Source organism: Luteimonas sp. Soil_C_5, assembly GCF_057656615.1.
In genome coordinates this window covers 862481-881701 of the sequence record NZ_JBDGKA010000002.1, presented here as the reverse complement: position 1 = coordinate 881701, position 19221 = coordinate 862481, and the positions used below count along the sequence as shown (strand labels likewise).

Annotated in this window: 13 protein-coding genes; 6 read left to right on the top strand and 7 right to left on the bottom strand. The window is 70.0% G+C overall.

The window, feature by feature from the left end:
- Positions 1 to 613: 613 nt before the first annotated feature.
- The 3 genes from fabG to AC3A5K_RS08470 all read left to right on the top strand — a co-directional run bounded on the left by fabG (position 614) and on the right by AC3A5K_RS08470 (position 2479).
- Positions 614 to 1345 (top strand): 3-oxoacyl-ACP reductase FabG, encoded by a 732-nt coding sequence (gene fabG, locus AC3A5K_RS08480; protein ID WP_487617087.1) that lies wholly within the window; start codon positions 614 to 616, stop codon positions 1343 to 1345.
- Between the two features lie 31 nt (positions 1346 to 1376).
- The gene (locus AC3A5K_RS08475; RefSeq protein WP_487617047.1) at positions 1377 to 1871 is read left to right on the top strand and encodes a hypothetical protein; all 495 of its coding nucleotides are present in this window, start codon (positions 1377 to 1379) and stop codon (positions 1869 to 1871) included.
- Between the two features lie 128 nt (positions 1872 to 1999).
- The gene (locus AC3A5K_RS08470) at positions 2000 to 2479 is read left to right on the top strand and encodes a hypothetical protein (protein ID WP_487617046.1); all 480 of its coding nucleotides are present in this window, start codon (positions 2000 to 2002) and stop codon (positions 2477 to 2479) included.
- A gap of 132 nt (positions 2480 to 2611) precedes the next feature.
- Here the strand turns inward: AC3A5K_RS08470 and AC3A5K_RS08465 are convergent, their stop codons facing one another.
- From AC3A5K_RS08465 to AC3A5K_RS08450, 4 genes are read right to left on the bottom strand one after another with little or no spacing between them, the layout of a single operon-like run.
- Positions 2612 to 4273 carry an NAD(P)/FAD-dependent oxidoreductase gene (locus AC3A5K_RS08465; RefSeq protein WP_487617045.1) on the bottom strand — a complete coding sequence of 554 codons (1662 nt, stop codon included), beginning with the start codon at positions 4271 to 4273 and terminating at the stop codon, positions 2612 to 2614.
- Positions 4273 to 5097, bottom strand: a complete 825-nt coding sequence (locus AC3A5K_RS08460; RefSeq protein WP_487617044.1) for a glycosyltransferase family 2 protein — start codon at positions 5095 to 5097, stop codon at positions 4273 to 4275. The genes AC3A5K_RS08465 and AC3A5K_RS08460 overlap by 1 nt, the downstream gene beginning before the upstream one ends.
- Positions 5094 to 5870 (bottom strand): beta-ketoacyl synthase chain length factor, encoded by a 777-nt coding sequence (locus AC3A5K_RS08455; protein ID WP_487617043.1) that lies wholly within the window; start codon positions 5868 to 5870, stop codon positions 5094 to 5096. The genes AC3A5K_RS08460 and AC3A5K_RS08455 overlap by 4 nt, the downstream gene beginning before the upstream one ends.
- Complete coding sequence (locus AC3A5K_RS08450; RefSeq protein WP_487617086.1) at positions 5867 to 7069, bottom strand: beta-ketoacyl-[acyl-carrier-protein] synthase family protein; 1203 nt, start codon at positions 7067 to 7069, stop codon at positions 5867 to 5869. The genes AC3A5K_RS08455 and AC3A5K_RS08450 overlap by 4 nt, the downstream gene beginning before the upstream one ends.
- A gap of 126 nt (positions 7070 to 7195) precedes the next feature.
- Here AC3A5K_RS08450 and AC3A5K_RS08445 point away from each other — a divergent pair, with 126 nt between their 5' ends.
- Both AC3A5K_RS08445 and AC3A5K_RS08440 read left to right on the top strand, forming a co-directional pair.
- Positions 7196 to 7891, top strand: a complete 696-nt coding sequence (locus AC3A5K_RS08445; protein ID WP_487617042.1) for a YdcF family protein — start codon at positions 7196 to 7198, stop codon at positions 7889 to 7891.
- Between the two features lie 246 nt (positions 7892 to 8137).
- Positions 8138 to 13828 (top strand): alpha-2-macroglobulin family protein, encoded by a 5691-nt coding sequence (locus AC3A5K_RS08440; protein ID WP_487617041.1) that lies wholly within the window; start codon positions 8138 to 8140, stop codon positions 13826 to 13828.
- An 18-nt stretch (positions 13829 to 13846) separates the two neighbouring features.
- Here the strand turns inward: AC3A5K_RS08440 and AC3A5K_RS08435 are convergent, their stop codons facing one another.
- The 3 genes from AC3A5K_RS08435 to AC3A5K_RS08425 all read right to left on the bottom strand — a co-directional run bounded on the left by AC3A5K_RS08435 (position 13847) and on the right by AC3A5K_RS08425 (position 18503).
- A complete protein-coding gene (locus AC3A5K_RS08435) occupies positions 13847 to 15643 on the bottom strand; it encodes a DUF885 domain-containing protein (protein WP_487617040.1) in 1797 nt (598 codons plus the stop codon).
- A gap of 68 nt (positions 15644 to 15711) precedes the next feature.
- Positions 15712 to 16209 carry a cytochrome c oxidase assembly factor Coa1 family protein gene (locus tag AC3A5K_RS08430; protein WP_487617039.1) on the bottom strand — a complete coding sequence of 166 codons (498 nt, stop codon included), beginning with the start codon at positions 16207 to 16209 and terminating at the stop codon, positions 15712 to 15714.
- Positions 16210 to 16232: 23 nt separating this feature from the next.
- Positions 16233 to 18503, bottom strand: coding sequence for a S9 family peptidase (locus tag AC3A5K_RS08425; protein ID WP_487617038.1), 2271 nt, complete (start codon positions 18501 to 18503; stop codon positions 16233 to 16235).
- Between the two features lie 221 nt (positions 18504 to 18724).
- Here AC3A5K_RS08425 and AC3A5K_RS08420 point away from each other — a divergent pair, with 221 nt between their 5' ends.
- Positions 18725 to 19207 (top strand): hypothetical protein, encoded by a 483-nt coding sequence (locus AC3A5K_RS08420; protein WP_487617037.1) that lies wholly within the window; start codon positions 18725 to 18727, stop codon positions 19205 to 19207.
- The last annotated feature ends 14 nt before the right edge of the window (positions 19208 to 19221 follow it).

Sequence of the window (19221 nt, the reverse complement as noted above, 5' to 3'; positions counted from 1 at the left end):
TGACCGGCCAAAAAGGAACCAAAAAGCCCTTTCGCCGGACGCGATCCGGCACGGCTGCGCCGCGCCGGTGCCCTGCGCTTCTCGGACACCGGGGCACGCAGCCCAAACTCGCTTCGCTCAGACATGGGCTGCTCTACGGCCCCGCCGTCCTGCGATGCTCGGCTCGCTTTACGGCTCGGCAGGTCAAATGCTGAAAGCCGAAGCCGAAGCCGAAGCCGAAGCCGAAGCCGAAGCCGAAGCAGAAGCCGAAGCAGAAGCAGAAGCAGAAGCAGAAGCAGAAGCAGAAGCAGAAGCCAGTACTCGTCATTCCCGCGAAGGCGGGAATCCAGGGGCTTTGGATCTGAAGGCCGCAACGTCCTTGGATTCCCGCCTTCGCGGGAATGACGGCCGCAGGAATGACGGCAGGGCAATCGAAGCCAAGATCGAGTCGAAGTCGAAGTCGAAGTCGAAGTCGAAGTCGAAGTCGAGGGCTAGGCCGAAGCCGAGTCCAAGACACGCGAACACACCGCCGTGCAGCCTCCATAGCCGCATTCCGCGATGTCCAACACCGCCGACCACGCCCAATCCCGCACGCCACGCCGACACCTCCGCATCGGCTGGCTACAATCACGCCATGACATCGACACTCAAACGCGCCCTCGTCACTGGTGGCAGTGGCGACATCGGCGGCGCGATCTGCCGGCAGCTCGCGGCCAATGGTCTGCATGTGATCGTCCACGCCAACGGCAATCGCGCACGCGCCGAGGACGTCGTCTCCGGAATCCTCGCCGATGGCGGCAGCGCCGAAGCGGTGACCTTCGACGTGGCCGATGGCGCAACAACGCGGCGCGCGATCGACGGGCTGCTCGAGGGCGGGCCGATCCAGGTGATCGTCAACAACGCCGGCATCCACGACGACGCGCCGATGGCGGGGATGAGCGAGGCGCAGTGGACGCGCGTCATTGACGTGTCGCTGCATGGCTTCTTCCACGTCACCCAGCCGCTGTTGCTGCCGATGGCGCGCAAGCGCTGGGGGCGGATCGTCAGCGTGTCGTCGGTGGCCGCCGTGACCGGCAACCGCGGCCAGACCAACTACGCGGCCGCCAAGGCGGCGTTGCACGGTGCGTCGAAATCGCTGGCGCGCGAGATGGCCAGTCGCGGGATCACGGTGAATGTGGTGGCGCCCGGCGTGATCGCCGGCAGCATGGCCGACGACGCGTTCCCCGCGGACGTGGTCAAACAGATCGTGCCCGCCGCGCGCGCCGGGACGCCGGACGAGGTCGCGGCGCTGGTCGCGTTCCTGTGCTCGGAACCGGCGGCTTACATCAACGGCCAGGTCATCGGCGTCAACGGCGGCATGGGCTGACGCCCGCGCGTCCACGGCACAGGAATTTCCGATGCGCATGATTCTGTTGTCTTCGGTGTTCGCAGCAGCGTGCGTGTTCGCGACAGGCGCGCACGCGGCCGACACGCTGCGGCTGCAGGTCCCGGTGTCCGTCGTCGAAGGCGCCGACATCGATGCCGAAATCCTCGACAACTGCGATGTCGCCGGCCACTTCAATACCGCGCTGATCCGCGAACTGCGCAAGGTCGCCGAGCCGGCGCAGGCGCCGCTGGCCGACATGCACGGCCGCGTGCTCAAGGTCGAGATCGTCGATGCGATCTGGGGCGGCAACTGGTTCATCGAACACACCCAGACGCTGCGCGTACGCGGGGCGCTGTACCAGGACGGCACGCGCGTGTCGGGCTTCGACGGCGTCATGCAGGGGCGCGGCGGCGGGCTGACCAGCGGCTGCTTCCAAATGAATTCAAACTTCCGTGCGCTGACCTGGCACATCAAGCGCTGGCTGCGGAACCCGGTCGATGGCGCGCGGATCGGGCAGGGCGGTTGAGCCCCGCGTCGCGTGGATCTGTGCCGGATACACCACCCGCGTTGCACGTCCAGTTGCGCTTCAGCGCCATGAACCCGGATTCACACCGTGGGTCGCATCATCCCTGCACCCGCCACGAGGATTCCCCGATGCGCGTTTCCCGTCTGCTTCCGTTGTTGCTCGGCGTCGGCCTGCTCGCCGGCTGCGCCAGCTCCCATGTCCTCACCGGCACGCCGCGTGCGCCGATCGATCCTGCGCAGGTGCGGATCTATCACGGGCCGCCGCCGGGCCAGTACGAGGAGATCGCGATCCTCAATACCAGCAGCGGCGCGCTGACCTACGGCGAGCAGAACAAGATCAATTCGGTGCTGGACAAGCTGCGCCGTGAAGCCGCCAGCCTGGGTGCGAACGGCGTCCTGTTCCAGGGCACGGCGGACGGCGACCGCGGCGGCAGCGGGGTGAGTGTCGGCGGTGGCGTCGGTCGCGGCGGTGGACGGTCGTTCTCGTCGGCCGGTGTCGGCGTGAACATCAGCCCGAGCCAGAAGTACGCCAGCGGCATCGCGATCTGGGTGGCGAATCCGCCGCCTGCCGATGCGGTGCAGACACCGCCGCCGCCCCCGGCGCGCTGAGCCGAACGCAGTACGCGAAAACGCCGGCCTTGGGCCGGCGTTTTTCTGTCCGGCACCCGCGCAGAACGCGATCCGGTGGCCTGGCTGGACCGGCGCCGCGTTTGCGACGACCGGTCCAGCACGTCCGGTGGATCAGGCGGCTTCGGCCACCCGTTCGAACCAGTGCGGCGGCAGCATGGCGGCATGCGCGGTCATGTCGTGGGACTTCAGCAGCGCGTCCAAGCCGTGGTCGCCGATGTCCGGAATCGAGGCACGTGCCAGGGCCAGGACTTCGGCCGCCAGCTGGCGCATCGCGGCCACCGATCGATGGGTCCGCGCAATGTAGGCGGCATCGTCGAGCTCGTCGGTCAGCCCACCGTTCATTTCGCGGCACCACTCGACCTGGTACTGGTCGTAGGCGCGGGCTTCGCGCAGATCCGGCGACGCATCGCGCGTGCCCCATTCGCGCATCAGGGCCTGCATCGCCAGGTTCAGCGCACGGCCTTCGGCGAACGAGGGCTTGAGCTTGGCGAGGATCGACAGGTCGGCCTGGCGCCGGCTGAAGAACAGCGGGGCCAGCAGCGCCCAGTAGTAGGCGTAGTCCCACAGCACCTTGATCGGCATGACCTGCGGATGGCCGAAGATCGGGTACTGGTCCTGGTAGAGCGTCAGCGTGTTCTCGTAGAACGAGAAGTACAGCTGCTGGTAGATGTCCGCATACGGGCCGATGGCCTCGCCGGCGCGATCCTTGTCGATCAGTTCGCACACGTAGGTGTTGCTGATCGCGATGAAGTCGCTGCCCGGCGAATAGAACGGATCGAGGAACAGCCCGGCCTCGCCGGTCAGCGCCCAGCGGTGCTTGGAATACACCTGCTTGCAGCCGTGCGAGAAGTGGCGCAGGAACAGGAAGTCCTGCAGCGCGTACTCGGGCTTGTCGAGCGCTTCGTGCACGCGCGGCTGATGGACGCGCAGCCACTCCATGGCTTTCTCGAAGGTGTTCATGGTCTCGAGCGGGTGCATCTTCGCGTCGCAGACGATGCCCAGCGAATGCGAACCCGAGGCCAGCGGAATCAGCCAGAACCAGTAGCCCGGGCCGCACATGTGGTTGGTCGAATTCACCCGGCGCGCCGGCGTGAAGCGGTCGCGCCACTGCGGATCGTCGGACCACTGGTCGAGATCCGACTGGCCGTCGATGCGCCACCACACCGCGTTGCAGTCGTGCTCGTTGCTCATCGCCAGACCGAGCTTGCGCTTGATCAGGCCGGCGCGACCCGAGGCGTCGACGACGAAGCGCGCCTGCAGCGACTGGCGCTCGCCGCCGTGGTCGAATTCCACCGTGTGCGGCGCATCGGTCTCCGACAGGTCCAGCGTGCGCACGACGGCCTCGTCGCGGAAATCCACGCCCATCTCGCGCGCGCGGTCGCCGAGGAAGTTCTCGAAGCGGCCACGGTCGAGCTGCCACGACGGCGTGGGCAGCAGCTTGCTGACGCCCATCTCGCTGCAGTCCTGCACGTCGTATTCGCGATCGGTGAAGAAGTAGCGCAGGCCGTACTTGCGGACCTGTTCGGTCTCCAGGTGTTCGCGCAGGCCGAGGACTTCGGCGAAGTAGTGCGCGCCGATCTCGACCGTCGATTCGCCGACCTTGTGCGCGGCCTCGCGCACCGGGTGCGCGCGCCGTTCGATGACGGTCACCGACAGCGAGGGATCGCGCTGACGCAGCTGCAGCGCCAGGGTCAGACCGGCGAGGCCGCCGCCCAGGATGGCGACGTCGGTATGGGGGTGTCCGTCTTGGGGACTGCGGGTGTCGTCGCGCATCATCCGGCTCCTTGAATCGATTCGTGGGTCATGGGGAGCGTCACGTCGGCGGCCGGATCGAAGATGACCGGCGGCCGGGCGCGCGCGCTGCGATAGGTCTGGAGGGGATGGCCGTGTGCCAGCGCCTGCACCAGCACATGCGAGGTGATGCGGTAGAGGTCGTGGAACAGGCGGAAGTGGCTCTTGCGGAACTGCTCGTCGGAGCCCGCGCAGTGGTAACGCGTTTCTACCGGGACCGACACCACGCTGTAGCCGAGCCGACGTGCGGCGCTGATCAGCAGCTGCGCCTCGAACACGAAGCCTTCGCCCGGCACATCGTCCAGCGCGAGCACCGCGGCGGGATACAGACGCTGCCCGCTCTGGGTGTCGACCATGCGGAAACCGCAGGTGGCCGAGATGCCCCAGTCGCCGAAGTCGTTGCCGATGCGGCGGTACCAGGGCTGGGTGCCGCGCTTCTTCAGACGGGCGCCGTTGACGATGCAGTCCGGGTGCTGGTTGGCGGCCTCGATCATGCGCGGGATGTCGCTGGCGCGGTGCTGGCCGTCGCCGTCCATCGTCACCACCGCCGCGAAGCCGCGCCGGCGCGCCTCGGCGAACCCGTCGCGCAGCGCCGCGCCCTTGCCCATGCGCTGCGCATGGCGCAGCAGCGTGACCGGCAGCGCGGCGACGATGTCGGGCGTCGCATCTTCGGATCCGTCGTCGACGACGATGACGTGATCGGCGTACTCCAGCGCGCTGCAGACCACCTCGTCGATGCGCAACGCTTCGTTGAGTGCGGGAATCACCACCGCCACGTTGCCGCGATGCAGCTGCGTGTCGCTCACGGCGCGATCCCGACGTGCAGGCGGCGATGCGGGCCCGCGCGCAGCTGGGCCTCCGATGCGCCGGTGGCCAATGCATCGAACAGGGGCAACATCTGCGCCATCGCATTCGCCGGCACATGGGCGGCCAGCGGGCCGTCGTGCGCCGGCGCCTCGCCGTCGTGCAGCGTGGCGCGCAGGCGCGGGCCGTTGCCGTCGCGGGTGAGCACCAGCGCAGCGCCGAGCAGGCCTTCGCTGTGGGTCACGGTGTCGAGCAGGCCGGTGGACGCGGTGTCGTAGGCGACCAGCAGCACCGCCTCGCTGCCCGTGGCCAGTTGCAGCATCGCTTCCAGCAGGCCCTGGGCGAAGGTCGCGTCGTAGGCGCTGATCGCCGTCGCGGCCTCGGTGCAGCCGGCGCCGATGGTCCAGTAACCGGCCGCGGCGTTGTGCACGGAATTATGGAATTTCGTCGGCGACACCGCGGTGGGATCGGTCGCCAGCGTTTCGCACATGTAGTCGGTGATCACCAGATCGCCGTGGGTCGAGGCGAATACCGACGGCAGGCTCGCAGGATCGCGCCCTGCCGCGCGGCAGGCGGCCAGCGCCACTTCGAGCGCGACCGCGACCGAACCCGGCGCGCGGCGCCGTTCATTAGGGGCCAGCAGCTGTGGCGACGGCCGCGTGGGCGCGCCCTCGGGCTGCATGCCGGTGCGGGCGAAGCCGGCCGCGGTGTCCCAGTCCGGCAGGCCGCTGGTCCAGAACCCGATGCCGCCGATGGTCGCGGTCAGCGTGCTCATGCCGCCACCGCCCGGCCGAACACCAGCGAGCAGTTGTTGCCGCCGAAGCCGAAGGAATTGTTCATGGCGTAGCGGATGTCGCCTTCGCCGTTGTCGAAGCGGATCTGCGGCCCGCAGGCCGGATCGCGCACCTGGCTGTGCAGGATGCCCGGCAGCAGGCCGTGTTCCAGCGCGATCAGCGCGAACACCGATTCGACGATGCCGGCCGCGCCCAGGGTATGGCCGGTCCAGCCCTTGGTCGAACTGGCATGCAGGCTGGCGGGGAACAGCGTGCCGATCGCACGCGCCTCGACGGTGTCGTTGGCCGGCGTCGAGGTGCCGTGCAGGTTGAGATAGCCGACGTCGCCGGCGTTGATCCCGGCGCGCGCCAGGGCGCCGCGCATCGCGAGCAGGGCGCCGAGTCCTTCGGGATGCGGCGCCGACATGTGGTGCGAATCGCTGGATTCGCCGTAGCCGCGCAGCTGCAGGCCGGCGTCGTCGCCGGTGGCGCGCTCCAGGATCGCGAAGCCGCCGGCTTCGCCCAGCGACAGACCGTCGCGGTGGGCATCGAAGGGCTGGCAGGGATTCTGCGACACCAGGCCGAGCGCGTTGAAGCCGAACAGCACGCTGCCGCAGAGGGTGTCGACGCCGCCGACCAGGGCCGCGTCGACGACGCCGGCCTCGATCATCCGGGCCGCCTGGGCGAAGACCTTGGCGCTCGACGAACAGGCCGTGGCGACGGTGATGCAGGGCCCGCGCAGGCCGGTCGCGTGCTGCAGGAAATCGCCCAGCGAATGCGGCGTGTGCACGATCGGCCGGGCCAGATCATCGGGCATGTGGCGGGCGCCGTCGGCATCGACCGATGCGCGTGCGTAACCCTCTTCGCTGGCGCCGATGCTCGACGTCGACGTGCCCATGACGAGCGCGATCCGGTCGGCGCCATGGCGCCCGATCAGGCCGTCGAGCGTGGCCTGCAGTCCGTCCTGCTGCAGGGCCAGCCAGGCCAGGCGGTTGTTGCGGCACTCCCAGCGCGCCAGGGCGGCCGGCAGCGGCGCCTCCTCGAGTCCGTCCACGCGGCCGATCCAGGTCGGCAGCGGTGCGTCGCCGAAATCGTTGCGACGCAAACCGCCGCGGCGCGCGCGCAGCGCCTCGCGCTGGGCGGCATTGCCGCGTCCGAGCGCTGTGGTCGCCGTGTAGGCACGGATGGCAACGGCCGGCATCGGCGGAATCGACTGCGTTTCGGGCACGCGGGGGGTCCATCTGGAAGGGGGCCGAGTATAGCCACCGGGCGTGAGGCTAGAATCGACTGCCGCCACCCACGCGCCGGCCGTGCCCGGACGCCCGTCATGGCCCGATCCCGCCTGCTGCTCCGCCTCAAGCTGCTCGTCGACGGCGATGCGCTGCATGCGCTGGTCGTGGCGGCGGCCGCGTGCGTGCTCAGCCTGGGACTGGTGTATGTCGGCTACGTGGTGCACGTGTGGCGGGTGGCGCGCACCGCGCCCTGCGTCCCGGACCGCGGTGACTGCCTGCTGCTGTTCGGCAAGCACGCGCCCGCAGGCCAGCTGGACGCCGATTTCCAGGCCCGCCTGTCGCGTGCCGCCACGCTGTGGGAGTCGCGACCGTCGCGCAGCATGCTGCTGCTGGGCGGGGGACCGGCCGGCGCCCCGACCGAAGCGGCACTCGCGCATCAGGCGCTGCTGGCGCTCGGCGTGGCCGACGACGCCTCGCTGCTGCTCGAGGACCGGTCGCGCGACACCCTGCAGAATCTGCGCAATGCCCGTCTGCTGCTGGATGTCGAAGCACCCGGCGCGGCGCCCGCCGTCACCCTGCTGAGCAGCCGCTACCACCTGGCGCGCTGCGCGTTCCTCGCCGACCGGCTGGGGCTGGACTGGGAACTGTGCGCGGCCGAGCCCACGCTGTCCTGGCGCCCGGACACGCTGTGGCGCATCGCCCGCGAGGCCGCCTACGTCTGCTGGATGGATGTCGGCACACGCTGGGCGCGGATCATCGGGCATCAGCGGATGATCGCGCGGCTGAGCTGAGCGCCGGCTGGCGGACGATCCGCCGGCGCCGGTGCCGGCGCCGGTGCGTGTCGTGCACGCGTCCGTACCCGGGCGCAGGCCCTTGCCAGGGACCGGGCGGGCACACGAGTGGCGGGTACCCATATGCAGTGCACCCATGGCGCGGCGATCGCGCACGCGGCGCCGTGTACGCTGGTGCCGTCTTCGGCAGGGAGCAGCAGGACGATGCGGACAGCGGCAGGTTCGGGCGCGTGGATGCGCCGTGTGGTGGGAATTTCACTTGCACTGGCGTGTGGCCTCGCCGCCACGTCCGTACACGCGACCCGGATCGACGCCCGATTCGAGTACGGCGCGCTGCAACTGTGGTTCTCCGAACCGATGCAGACCTGGGACAACCCGCGCAGCGATGGCCTCGTGCGCCTGCAGCCCGCACTTCCGGCGACCTGCAGCTGGAGCAGCGACCTGATGCTCCACTGCGATTTCGGCGCTGCGGAGCCGACGTCCGCGACGCGCTATCGCATCCAGGTCGCGGCCGGTCTGACGACGCAGCAGGGCGTCGCCGTCGCGCCCCGGGTGCTGGACGCGGAGACGGCGCGCCCGACCGTGGCCGCACATGCCGGCCGATGGCGCGACGGCCTGCCGGTCATCCGCGTCCTGTCCGAATTGCCGGCCATGCCCGAGGCCCTTGCCGCGGCGCTGCGACTGACAGTCGATGGCCGGCCGGTGCATCTGCCGGCTTCGGCCCTGATCGCTGCACCGGCAAGCCACTGGAACAATGCGGCGGCGTTCGACCTGGACACCGCGACCCTGGGGCTCGGCGAGGGCCGCGACCAAATCGTCGAGCTGTCGATCGTGCCCGGTCTGCGCAGCACGGCCGGGCCACTGCCCGGCGTCCAGGACGCCTCGCTGCTGCGCCTGCTCGCGCGCGAGTCCTTCGGCATCCGCGGCGGCCAGTGCCGGGCGCCGACCCGGGCCACGCATGCGCGCAATCGCGATGGCGAGGTCGCGCTGACCTGCGTCGCCGGCGAGCCGGTCGAACTCTGGTTCTCGCATCCACTCGAGCGTGCCGACGAGGCCCGGCTGGCGGCCGCACTGCCGGCGGGCGCGCGGTTCCTCGGCTGGTCCAACCAGGCCGGCGTGTTCACCGATAACGGCCGGTCGATGGCGGTGACCCCGGGGCGGACTGCCCGCATCGCCTTCGACACGCCCGGCGCCGAGGTGACATTCGATGTGCCCGCCGACCTGCGTGCACCGGGGACAGCGACGCCGATCCAGCCTGCGCGGATCGCCCTGCGTGTCGGGCCGTTCCGCCCCGCGCTGCGTGCGCCCGAACAACGCCGCCTGATCGCCGACGTCGACGCGATGCCGGAGGCGCTTGCCGAAGCGGTCAACACCGCCCGGGTCGACATCGATGTGACCGGCCTCGGCCGCACGCTGCACACCGGTCGCGCGTTCGCCGAAGCACCTGCGCTGGCCCGGCCGCAGCCGATCGCATCGGATCTCACCACACGTGTGCTGGGCGAGGGCGGCTGGGCACGCTGGCGTCCGGACGTCGGCGCGCGTCCGTCGACGCTGGAATTCGCCGCGCCCGATTTCGATCTGTTCGCGGTCGCCGGGCGTCGCGAGGTGCTGGCCTGGGCCAACGCCTGGGACGCGGATGCGCCGGTGACCGGCGCGCAGGTCGAACTGCTGTGGATGGACCGCGCCGACGTCGCGCCGCGCGTCATCGCGACCGCAAAGACTGGGCGCGATGGCGTCGCCCGCCTGCGCGTGCCCGATGCCATCGCCGACGACGCGCGCGACACCGACGGGTTCCCGATGTGGCTGCTGCGCGCGAGCCAGGGCCGCGGCGACCGTGCGCGCCGCGCGGTGCTGCCGGCCTGGCAACCGGCGGCCTACCGCCTGAGCCTGGGCCGGACCGCGCCGCTGCAGGCCTGGGGCGTGTCGGACCGGCCGATGTACCGCAGCGGCGAGACCGTGCGCTACCGGCTGTGGCAGCGCCAGCGCAGTGGTGGCCGCCTGTTGCGCATCGACACGCAGCCGGCCCGTGCATTGCAGCTGTTCGATCGCGACCAGCGCCGGACGATCCTGCGCTGGGAGGCGACGCCCGACGCCGATGGCGGCATCGACGGCGAACTCGCGTTGCCGGTGCACCTCACCGATGGCACCTACTGCATCGGCATCGGCGAGGACACCGACGTGCGCGGCACCTGCTTCTTCGTCGGCACGCACCGCGCGCAGGATCTCTGGGTCGAGGCCTCGGGCGAGGCGCCGCGGGTATTGCGCGATGGCGAACGTTTCGATGTCGACATCTCGGCCGGCTACTACTCGGGCGGTCCGGCGGCCGGGATTCCGCTCTCGCGCGTGACCGCGACGGTGACGCCGCGCGGCATCGGATCGGCCTATCCGCAGCACGCGGCCTACACCTTCATCGAATCCTTCGCCGGCCACGGCGCCGTCCCGCTGGTCGACGCGGTCGATCCTGCGCCGGTGACCGGTCAGGATGGCCGCGCGCGCATTGTCCAGCCGGTTACGATGCGTGCGCCCGGGGCGACGCCGGTGCCGTTCGGCGATCTGCGCGTCGTCGCCGAATTGCGCCCCGGCGACCGCGAGGCGACCGCGAGCAATGCGGCGACCGCACGTTACAGCGGCTACGCCCGCTTCGTGGGTCTGCAGGTCGAACCGCGCGCGTTCGATGGCAGCACGCCGGTCACGTTGCAGGGCCTGGTCATCGATGCCGAGGGCGCCGTCGTCGATGCGCCGGTCGAAGTGGTGGTGGAGTACCAGCCGCACGACGCCGCGGCGGATGCGGCGTCCAACGTGGTCGCGCGCTGCAGTGTGCCGGACCGCGAAACGGTGACCTGCGATGTGCCGCGCCCGGCGGCGGGCCGCTACCGGTTCACCGCGCGCAGTGGTGACGCCGCGCCGGCTTCGCTCGTGCGGCAGGTCTGGGCCGGCTGGACGGCGCCGAGCGCGCGCCAGCGTTCGACGCTCGAACTGCTGGCGCCCGTGGCATCGGCGGGCGAACCGGCCCGGCTCGTGCTGGCCCAGCCGCATGCGCGGGCGCGCGCCCTGCTGGTGTTCACCGCCGGCGACGACACGCTGCTCGCGCATCGGGTCGAGATTCTCGATGGCAGCACCGCCCAGCTCACGCTGCCGACGTCAGGCGACTGGCGCGGCACGCCGGTGCTGCACGCGTTCGTGCGCGACGCCTCGCCGGCCTCCATCGTCGACGGCATCCGCACGGCGCCGGACATGACCGCGTTGCGCGCCGAGGTGCCGATGCCGTCGACAGCGGAACCGGATGCGCCGGTCACGGTTGCCTTCGATACCGGCAAGGCCGCGCCCGGCGGACAGCACCGCGTACGGCTGCACAACGCCAGCGACCGGCCGCGTGAGGTCACCCTGACCGTCGTCGACGACGCGTTGCGCGCACTGGCGGCGCCGTTCCTCGCCTATTCGGATCCGGCAGGCAGGACCTGGATCGGTGCGCGGTCCGCGCACGGAGTCCCGGCGACGGCGGGTTTCGTACTCTGGCAGCGCTCGGGCGCCTGGGAGGTCCATCTCCCCTGGACGGCGGCGGCCGCTGGCGTCACCGCGAGCGACGCATCGCCTCCCACGCCCGGGTTCCCGGAGGCGCCGCCGGTGGTGTTCGACGCGCCGACTGCGATGGATACGCCAGCGCCGCCGCCGGCGCCACCCGCGCCCGCCCCGGCCGCCGATATCGGCGCCAGCGTCGATCAGCAGTCGAGCAGCCTCGACCGGGTCGAGGTCACCGGCAGCCGTCTCCTCGATGAGGCCGACGAGGCCGGCAGCGGTCGCCGTGATCTCGACATCGACGACCCACGTGGCAGCGACATGGATCGCGCCTTGCAGGCGCGTGCGCGCGTGCGGACGCACTTCGCCGATGCCGCGCTGTGGCTGCCGCGCGTGCGACTGGCGCCCGGCGAAACCCGCGAGGTGCCGCTGACGCTGCCCGACAATCTGACCCGCTGGCGCGCGATCGCATGGAGCAGCGACGCCGATGACGACTTCCATGTCGCCGAAGCGACGCTGGAAACGGGATTGCCGATCGAAGTGCGTCTGCAGACGCCGGTGCGCCTGTATCCCGGTGACCGCGCGCGCCTGGCCGCGAATCTGCGCCAGTCGGGCGACACGCCTGCGGACGTGCAGGGCACGTTGCAGATCGAAGGTCTCGATCCCCCAGTGCGCGATGTGCAGTCGGTGACGCTGTCGCCGCGGGGGCAGGCCAGCATCGCGACCGCCATCGCGCCCACTGTGCCCGGCACGCTGCAGGTGCTGGCAATGGCCGAAGCGGACGCCGGACGCGACGCGGTCGCTGCGACGATCGAAGTCGCGCCACCGACGATCCGCGGCCGCCGTCTGCAGGCCGGCTGGCTCGGTGAGGCGCCGGTTTCGCTGGCGCTGCCGCAGCTGCCGGACGGCGCCAGCAACGCGCATCTGCACGTCACCCTGCAGCACGGTGTCGCCGGCCTGGTGTCGCGCTGGACCGGCGACATGCGCAACTACCGCCATCGCTGCTGGGAACAGATCCTCAGCCGCGCCGTCGCCGCCGCACTCGCGATCGAGCGCGGCGACACGGCCGATTGGCCCGACGCCGACGCGGCCGTGCGCGAAGCGCTCGACAACGCCGCGGTGTTCCAGAACCGCGGTGGCGATTTCCGCTTCTTCGCCGACGGCGAAACCGCGATGTATGCCGACGCCCGCGCGCAGTTCGCGCTGACTGCGTGGACGGTCCGCGCGTTCGACGAACTACGCCGGCTGGGCCATCCGGTCGACGCCGGCATCGACCAGCGTGCCCGCGATTTCCTCGGTGAACGCGCAGACGATCTGCTGCCGACCGCTGCCGATGCCGTTGCCGTCAACGAGCACGCGTTCGCGCTCGGGGCGTCGACGGATGCGCCTGCCGAATCGTTCGACGGCACCTTCGCACGCTGGGCCTTGCTCGCGATGCCTGCGCGCATCGCCCTGGCGTCGGGCCTGCGGCAGGCGAACCATGCGTCTGCCGATGACGCACTCGTGCGCCTGCTGCAGGAGGCGCCGGCGCAGGGGCCCGTGCGCACGCTGCGCACGTTCGGCGACGCCACCCGCTGGATGGGCTCGCGGCTGCGCGAGCAGTGCGCACTGATCGATCTGCTGCAGGGCGATGCAACCTATGCCAGCGAACGTCGCGCATTGATCGCGGGTCTCGGCGATCTCTATGCCGGCGGTGCGCACTCGGTCGACACACAAAGCGCTGCGATGTGTCTGCTGGCCCTGCGTGAGGTCGCGCGCCCGGGCAGCGGCACGGTGTCCGCTGCACTGCAGCCCGGCACGCCGGCCGAGCGTGTGCTGACCGTCGCGCCCGGCGACGTGCAGACGGAAACGCAGGACGTCTTGCCCGCGGATGGACGGCTCGCGATCGCGAACCGGTCTTCGGGCGATGCACCAGCCGGTTACATCGCCGAGATCGCGTTCGACGAAGACGCACGTCAGGCCCGCGCGTCGGCAGTCGGCTTCTCGATCGAACGTGGCTACGCGGTCCTGCGGGACGGCGACTGGGCATCGATCGATGGTGCCGACGTACGCGAAGGCGACTGGCTGCGGGTCACGCTGACCGTGCGCACGAGCGCGATGCGCTACTTCGTGGCGGTCACCGATGCGGTGCCGGGCGGCCTGCGGCCGACCGATCTGGCGTTGGGCGCGATCGCGGGACTCGATCTGGAGCAGGTGTCCGACCCCGGCAGTGCCTGGTTCGCGACGCGCCGCCTCGATCCGCGGTCGCCGCGCTTCTATGCCGAACGCCTGCCGGCGGGCACGCATGCGCTGCACTACTTCCTGCGCGCCGGCAACGGCGGCGACTATCTCGCCGCGCCGGCCACCGCCGAACTGATGTACGGCGGTGCCAGCAATGCACGCACCGCTGCGCAGCGCGTGTTCGTGGACGCGGGGCCCTGAGCCCCGCGTCCCGCGTCATCAACGACGCTGCTGCGCCGGGATGAACACCGTCTCCACCGCCTCGGCCAGCTGGTCCGGCGGCAGCAGGCCCTGGTCGAGCAGGAAGTTGTTGAACGCGCGGCGGTCGAACTTCGCGCCCAGCGCCAGCTCGGTGCGCATGCGCAGTTCGAGGATGCGGGTGTAGCCGTAGAAGTAGCTCGTCGCCTGGCCCGGTGCGTTGAAGGTGTAGCGGTCCAGTTCCTGGCGCGCCATTGCCGGCGACAGCATCACCTCTTCTGTCAGCACGCGGCCGGCGCGTTCGCGGTCGATGGTGCCGAGGTTGAGCATCGGGTCGAGCATCGCGCGGGCGGCGCGCAGCAGGCGGAACTGCAGCGCGATCAGCTGGCCGTCGAGCGGTTCGTAGGGCACCAGTTCGGCTTCGGCATACAGCGCCCAGCCTTCGACGTTGACCGAGTTGAACGCGAACATCGAACGCGCCAGTGACACGCCGCGTTCGACCATCGCGGTGAACTGCAGCTCGTGGCCGGGACGGCCTTCGTGCGCCGACAGCGTCCAGCGCACGGCGTCGAAGTTGAAGTCGTCGTAGGCCGCGTCGTCGCCCGTACCGCCCGGGTTACCGACCGGCAGTACGAACGTGCCCTGCTGACCGGTGTTGCCGACCAGCGGCGCGGGGCGGAAATGCGGCGCGGGCTGCGCGGCCGATTCGGCGTCCGAACCCAGGCGCATCTGCATCTCGCGCTGCGGCACGTCGACGATGTTCTCGCGCTCGATGATCGGATCGATCGCGTCGATCACTTCGCGATAGCTCGCTTCCAGACGCGCGTTGGGAATCGTGTCGCGCTTGAGCGCGGCGATGACCTCGCGGTAGTCGGTCGCGTCGATGCCCCTTTCCTTGGCGACCAGCGGTGCAAGCTGCTGCATCTGCGCGCGGATCTCCATGAAGGCCAGCTGCGCGCGCTGCATCAGCAGCTGCGGGTCGACATCGGTGCCGTACTGCTTGAGCCCGAACGCATAGAGCTCCGGCGGCAGGCGCGTGTCTTCGCGCGCCTTCGGCAGCACGGTGGTGCGGGTCCAGGTGGCGTAGTCGGTGATCTGCTTCGCGGCCGCGTCCAGCGCTTCCTCCGCGCCTTCGATCTTGTATTCCTCGAACAGCTTGCGGATGCCGGCGATGTAGGTGTCGGTGCCGTCGAGTGCGCGCTGCACTTCGAGCTTCGTCGGCTGCAGCAGTTCGGGATTCGACAGACGCTCTTCGTAGCGGGCACGCGCGAGCTCGGTGATCGGCGTGCTGCCTTCGGTCAGGCCGGTGTAGCGCTTGAGACGGTCGATGGCCTTGGCCCGGCGCTCGGGCGGCGTCTGCGCTGACAGCAGGTCGTTGATGCCGCCGAAGATCTGCTGCGGGGCATCCGCCCATGGCAGCAGGTATTTTTCGTTGAGCGTGCTGCCTTCGATGCTCTGGTCGATGCTGGTCAGCAGGATCTGCAGGTCCTGGCGCACGTTGGCGTCGCGCTCGAGCTCGAGCTGGGTCTGCAGCTTCGTGCGCGCGCCGGCGAGTGCCGCGCGGTAACGTGCTGCGTTGTCGGGACCAAAGTCGGCGACCTGGTCGTCGTAGCCGGGCACGCCGAAAAACCCTGCGAACTCGGGCTGGAACGGCGCCTGGGCGTCGATCAGGATCTGCGAGAGTTCGTTGCTGCGTGTGACCCAGGCCGGCGATGCGGTCTGCGACGCGGCGACGGCGGCCTTGGCGTCATCGGTGTGGGCGAGGGCCGTGAGCGGCGCGGCGAGGGACAGGGCGATCGCGAGGACGAGCGGTTTCATGGCAGCACCAGCGGCAAGGGCGAACGCCGACCGTAGGCGCTCGCGTGCGTGCCGGCAATGGCCGGAGGTCACGGCGCAGGCAGTGCGTGGTGTTCGACCGGCGTGTCCGCCTCGGCGATGGTGAGGATCTGCCCGGGGTCGTGGTCGCCCGGCATGTACAGCAGCGATTCCCAGGTCCATGCACCGAGTCGACGCTCTGCGCTCGCGACCAGGTGACCTGCACCGCGCGGGCCTTCGATGCCGATCACCAGGTCCGCGCGGCCCGAGCCGCCATCGTCGGTCGAGGTGCTGATCGAGCCCATCGGCATGAAGCCAGGTGTGATCGGCGTGCCGATCGTCGCGACGAGTTCGGGATGCGCGCGGGCGCGTGCCAGTGCGTCGGCGTAGACGTCCGAGCGCATCATCGAGCCGCGGATCGCGAACAGCATGATCGCGACGAACGCCCCCACCAGGGCGACGAAGGTGACCACGACGACCGGCAACGCCCACTTCCAGTTGCGCTGCCACCAGCCGCGCGGCGGCGCGGGCGCGGGACGTGGCCGCAACGGGGACGGCAGCGTGGACATGCGCGGGCGTCCGGCGGGTGCGGTCAGGGCGTCAGGCAACGCGCGAGGAAGGCCTCGCTGGTGCGGTAGCGATGCAGCGCGTCTTTCCCGCGCAGCCCGTGCTTGGCGCCCGGATAGGTCATCAGTTCGAACGGCGTGCCGGCCTGCTGCAGCTGGCTCATCAGCTGCGTGGCATTGGTGAACAGCACGTTGTCGTCGGCCATACCGTGGATCAGCAGCAGCGCGTTCGGCTTGATGTGGTCGGCGTGGGTGAACACGCTGGCCTCTCGGTAGCCGTCGACGTTGGCCTTCGGCAGATTCATGTAGCGCTCGGTGTAGTGCGTGTCGTAGAGCGCCCAGTCGGCAACCGGCGCGCCGGCGATGCCGCAGGCGTAGGCGTCGGGCGCCTTGGCCAGCAGCATCAGCGTCATGTAGCCGCCGTTCGACCAGCCGTTGACGGCAATGCGCTCGCCGTCGACCCACGACTGCGACTTCAGCCATTCGACGCCGCGCAGCTGGTCTTCGACTTCGACCGTGCCCTGGCGCTCGTACAGCGCGCCGACGAAGTCGCGGCCGCGACGCGGCGTGCCGCGGTTGTCGAGCGAGAACACCACGTAGCCCTGCTGCGCGAGGTACTGGTGGAAGCTCGCGTCGGCGCGGCCGGGCCAGGTGTTCAGTACGGTCTGCGCGGCCGGGCCGCCGTAGACGAATACCACGACCGGATGCGGCTTCGTTTCGTCGAAGTCCGCCGGCTTGATCAGCGAGTAGTGCAGCGGCGTGCGGCCGTCGGCGGCGGTCAGCGTGCCGAACTCGGTCGGACGGTGCGCGGCCAGGAACGGCGCGTAGGGATGAACGGCCGCGGCGAGATCGTTCTCGACCAGCGTCGCGAGTTGCGTGCCGTCGGCGCGGTGCAGCGCGATCTGCGGCGGCGTGGTCGTGTTCGACCAGCTGTCGACGTAGACCGACGCATTGCGCGCAAAGCTGGCGCCGTGCATGCCGGGTTCGTTCGACAGCGCGGTATAGGTGCGCTTGCCGTCGAGACCGACGCTGTAGAGCCGCGATTCGGTCGCGCGCGGCAGCGCCTTGCCGTCTTCGAGCGCCATGCCGGCGCGGAAGTAAGCCAGGCCCGCCGTGGCATCGACCGCCAGCAGTTCGTCGACCGGCCAGTCGCCCTGCGTGAGCTGGGTCATGCGGCGTCCGTCTTCGGACGCGAGATACAGATGCTGGAAGCCATCGCGCTCGGACGACCACACGAAGCGGCCGTCATCGAGGAAGCGCAGGCTGTCATGCAGCGGCACCCAGGTGCGGCCGCGCTCGGTGACCAGCGTGCGCTGCGCGCCGGTGGCGAGCGTGGTCTCGACGAGTTCGAGCGTCTGCTGGTCGCGCGACTGGCGCTGGAAGGTCAGGCGCTGCGCATCGCGCCACTGCACGCGGGCGAGATAGATGTCGGTGTTCCTGCCGAGATCGACGTCCGTCACCGTGGCGCCCTGCGGCGCGACGACATGCAGCGTCACGCGGACGTTGTCGTCGCCAGCAGCCGGGTAGCGCTGTTCGACGACCTCGGTGCGGTCGGGATAGACCTCGTAGCGCTTCTGCACCGGCACCGGCGATTCGTCGATGCGTGCGTACGCGATGCCGCTGTCGTCCGGCGCCCACCAGTAGCCGGTGTGGCGGTTCATTTCCTCGTCGGCGACGAACTCGGCGACACCGTTGCCGATCACCTCACTGCCGTCGGTCGTCAGCTGGCGCTCGGCGCCGCTGGCCAGATCGATGACCCACAGATTGCGCGCGCGCACGAAGCTGACGAAGCCGCCGCGCGGCGAGACCTTCGGGTCAGTCGCGAAACCGCCGCCGTCGGTGAGCTGGCGTACCGCATCGGAACCGGTCTTCGACAGGTCGTACAGATACAGCTCGCCGCCGAGCGGAAACAGCAACCGCTGCGCATCCGGTGCCCACTGGTAATCGACGATGCCCGACTGCCCTGCGATGCGCTGGCGCTCGCGACGCGCCTTCTCGGCATCGCTGAGCGTTTCCTCGCCCGGCAGCACGACCTTGGAATCGACCAGCATCCGCGTCTGCCCGCTGGCGATGTCGTACTCCCAAAGGTCGAGCTGGTTGCGGTTCTCGTCTTTGCCGCGCAGGAAGGTGACGCGCGAACCGTCCGGTGCGACCTGCGGCCTCATCAGCGTCGGCCCCGACAGCGGCGCATCGCCGGTGATGGCTTCGAGCGTGAGACCGCCAGAGGCGGGTGGTGTGGCGGCGAGGGCGGAGGAGGTGGCGATCATTAGGGCGGCGGCAGCGAGTACGGAGCGCATGGCGGGTCCAGTGGAGCGAAGGCGGGCAGTGTATCGGGTGGCCGACCGGGTCGGATTGTCGCAGTCATATCTCTTCGAGCGGTGCAGCGTCGGTCCGCATTCGTGAATCGTGGCGTAGGAAGTCCGAAGTGACGACGCGGCGTCTTCTGCCTTGTGCTGCGGTCGGCCTGAAGCAGAATGATGCGTACCCATCGAAGGAGGTCGTAATGCGGAGAGGCGTCATGCAGGGTGCTCTCGGACTTCTGATTGCGGCCTCAGCCGGCTGCGCTTCGCGCGCGCATGACGTGCCGGGAGGGGAGATGCACGCGGGCCTGCCCTTCGAGGGGAGCTGGGCGGTGCCGTGGTGCAGCAAGACCGATCCCCAGCTCGACTGCGGCGGTTTCGCAATCACGTTGTTCCAGGAGGGTTCGCGAGTCTGCGGAGACTTCGCCGGGGCGCTCGTCAACTTGCGTCAGATCGACGAAGGCGAAATTTCCGGCACCGCGACCGGCGACGTCGCGATGCTGGCAGTCAAGAGCGGTCGCAACGACGAGGTACTGCGGATACGTGCGACACGCATCGGTCGCGACATCGAGTGGAAGCAGATCGCGGTGATCGAGGAGGGCGAGTCGGATGCGAGCATCATCGCGCTCGACGACATCCTGGCACCGGCTGCGCATGCGCGTCAGCGCATCCACGAAACCTGCGGAATGGGCATGCGATGACCGGGAGGTTCGGA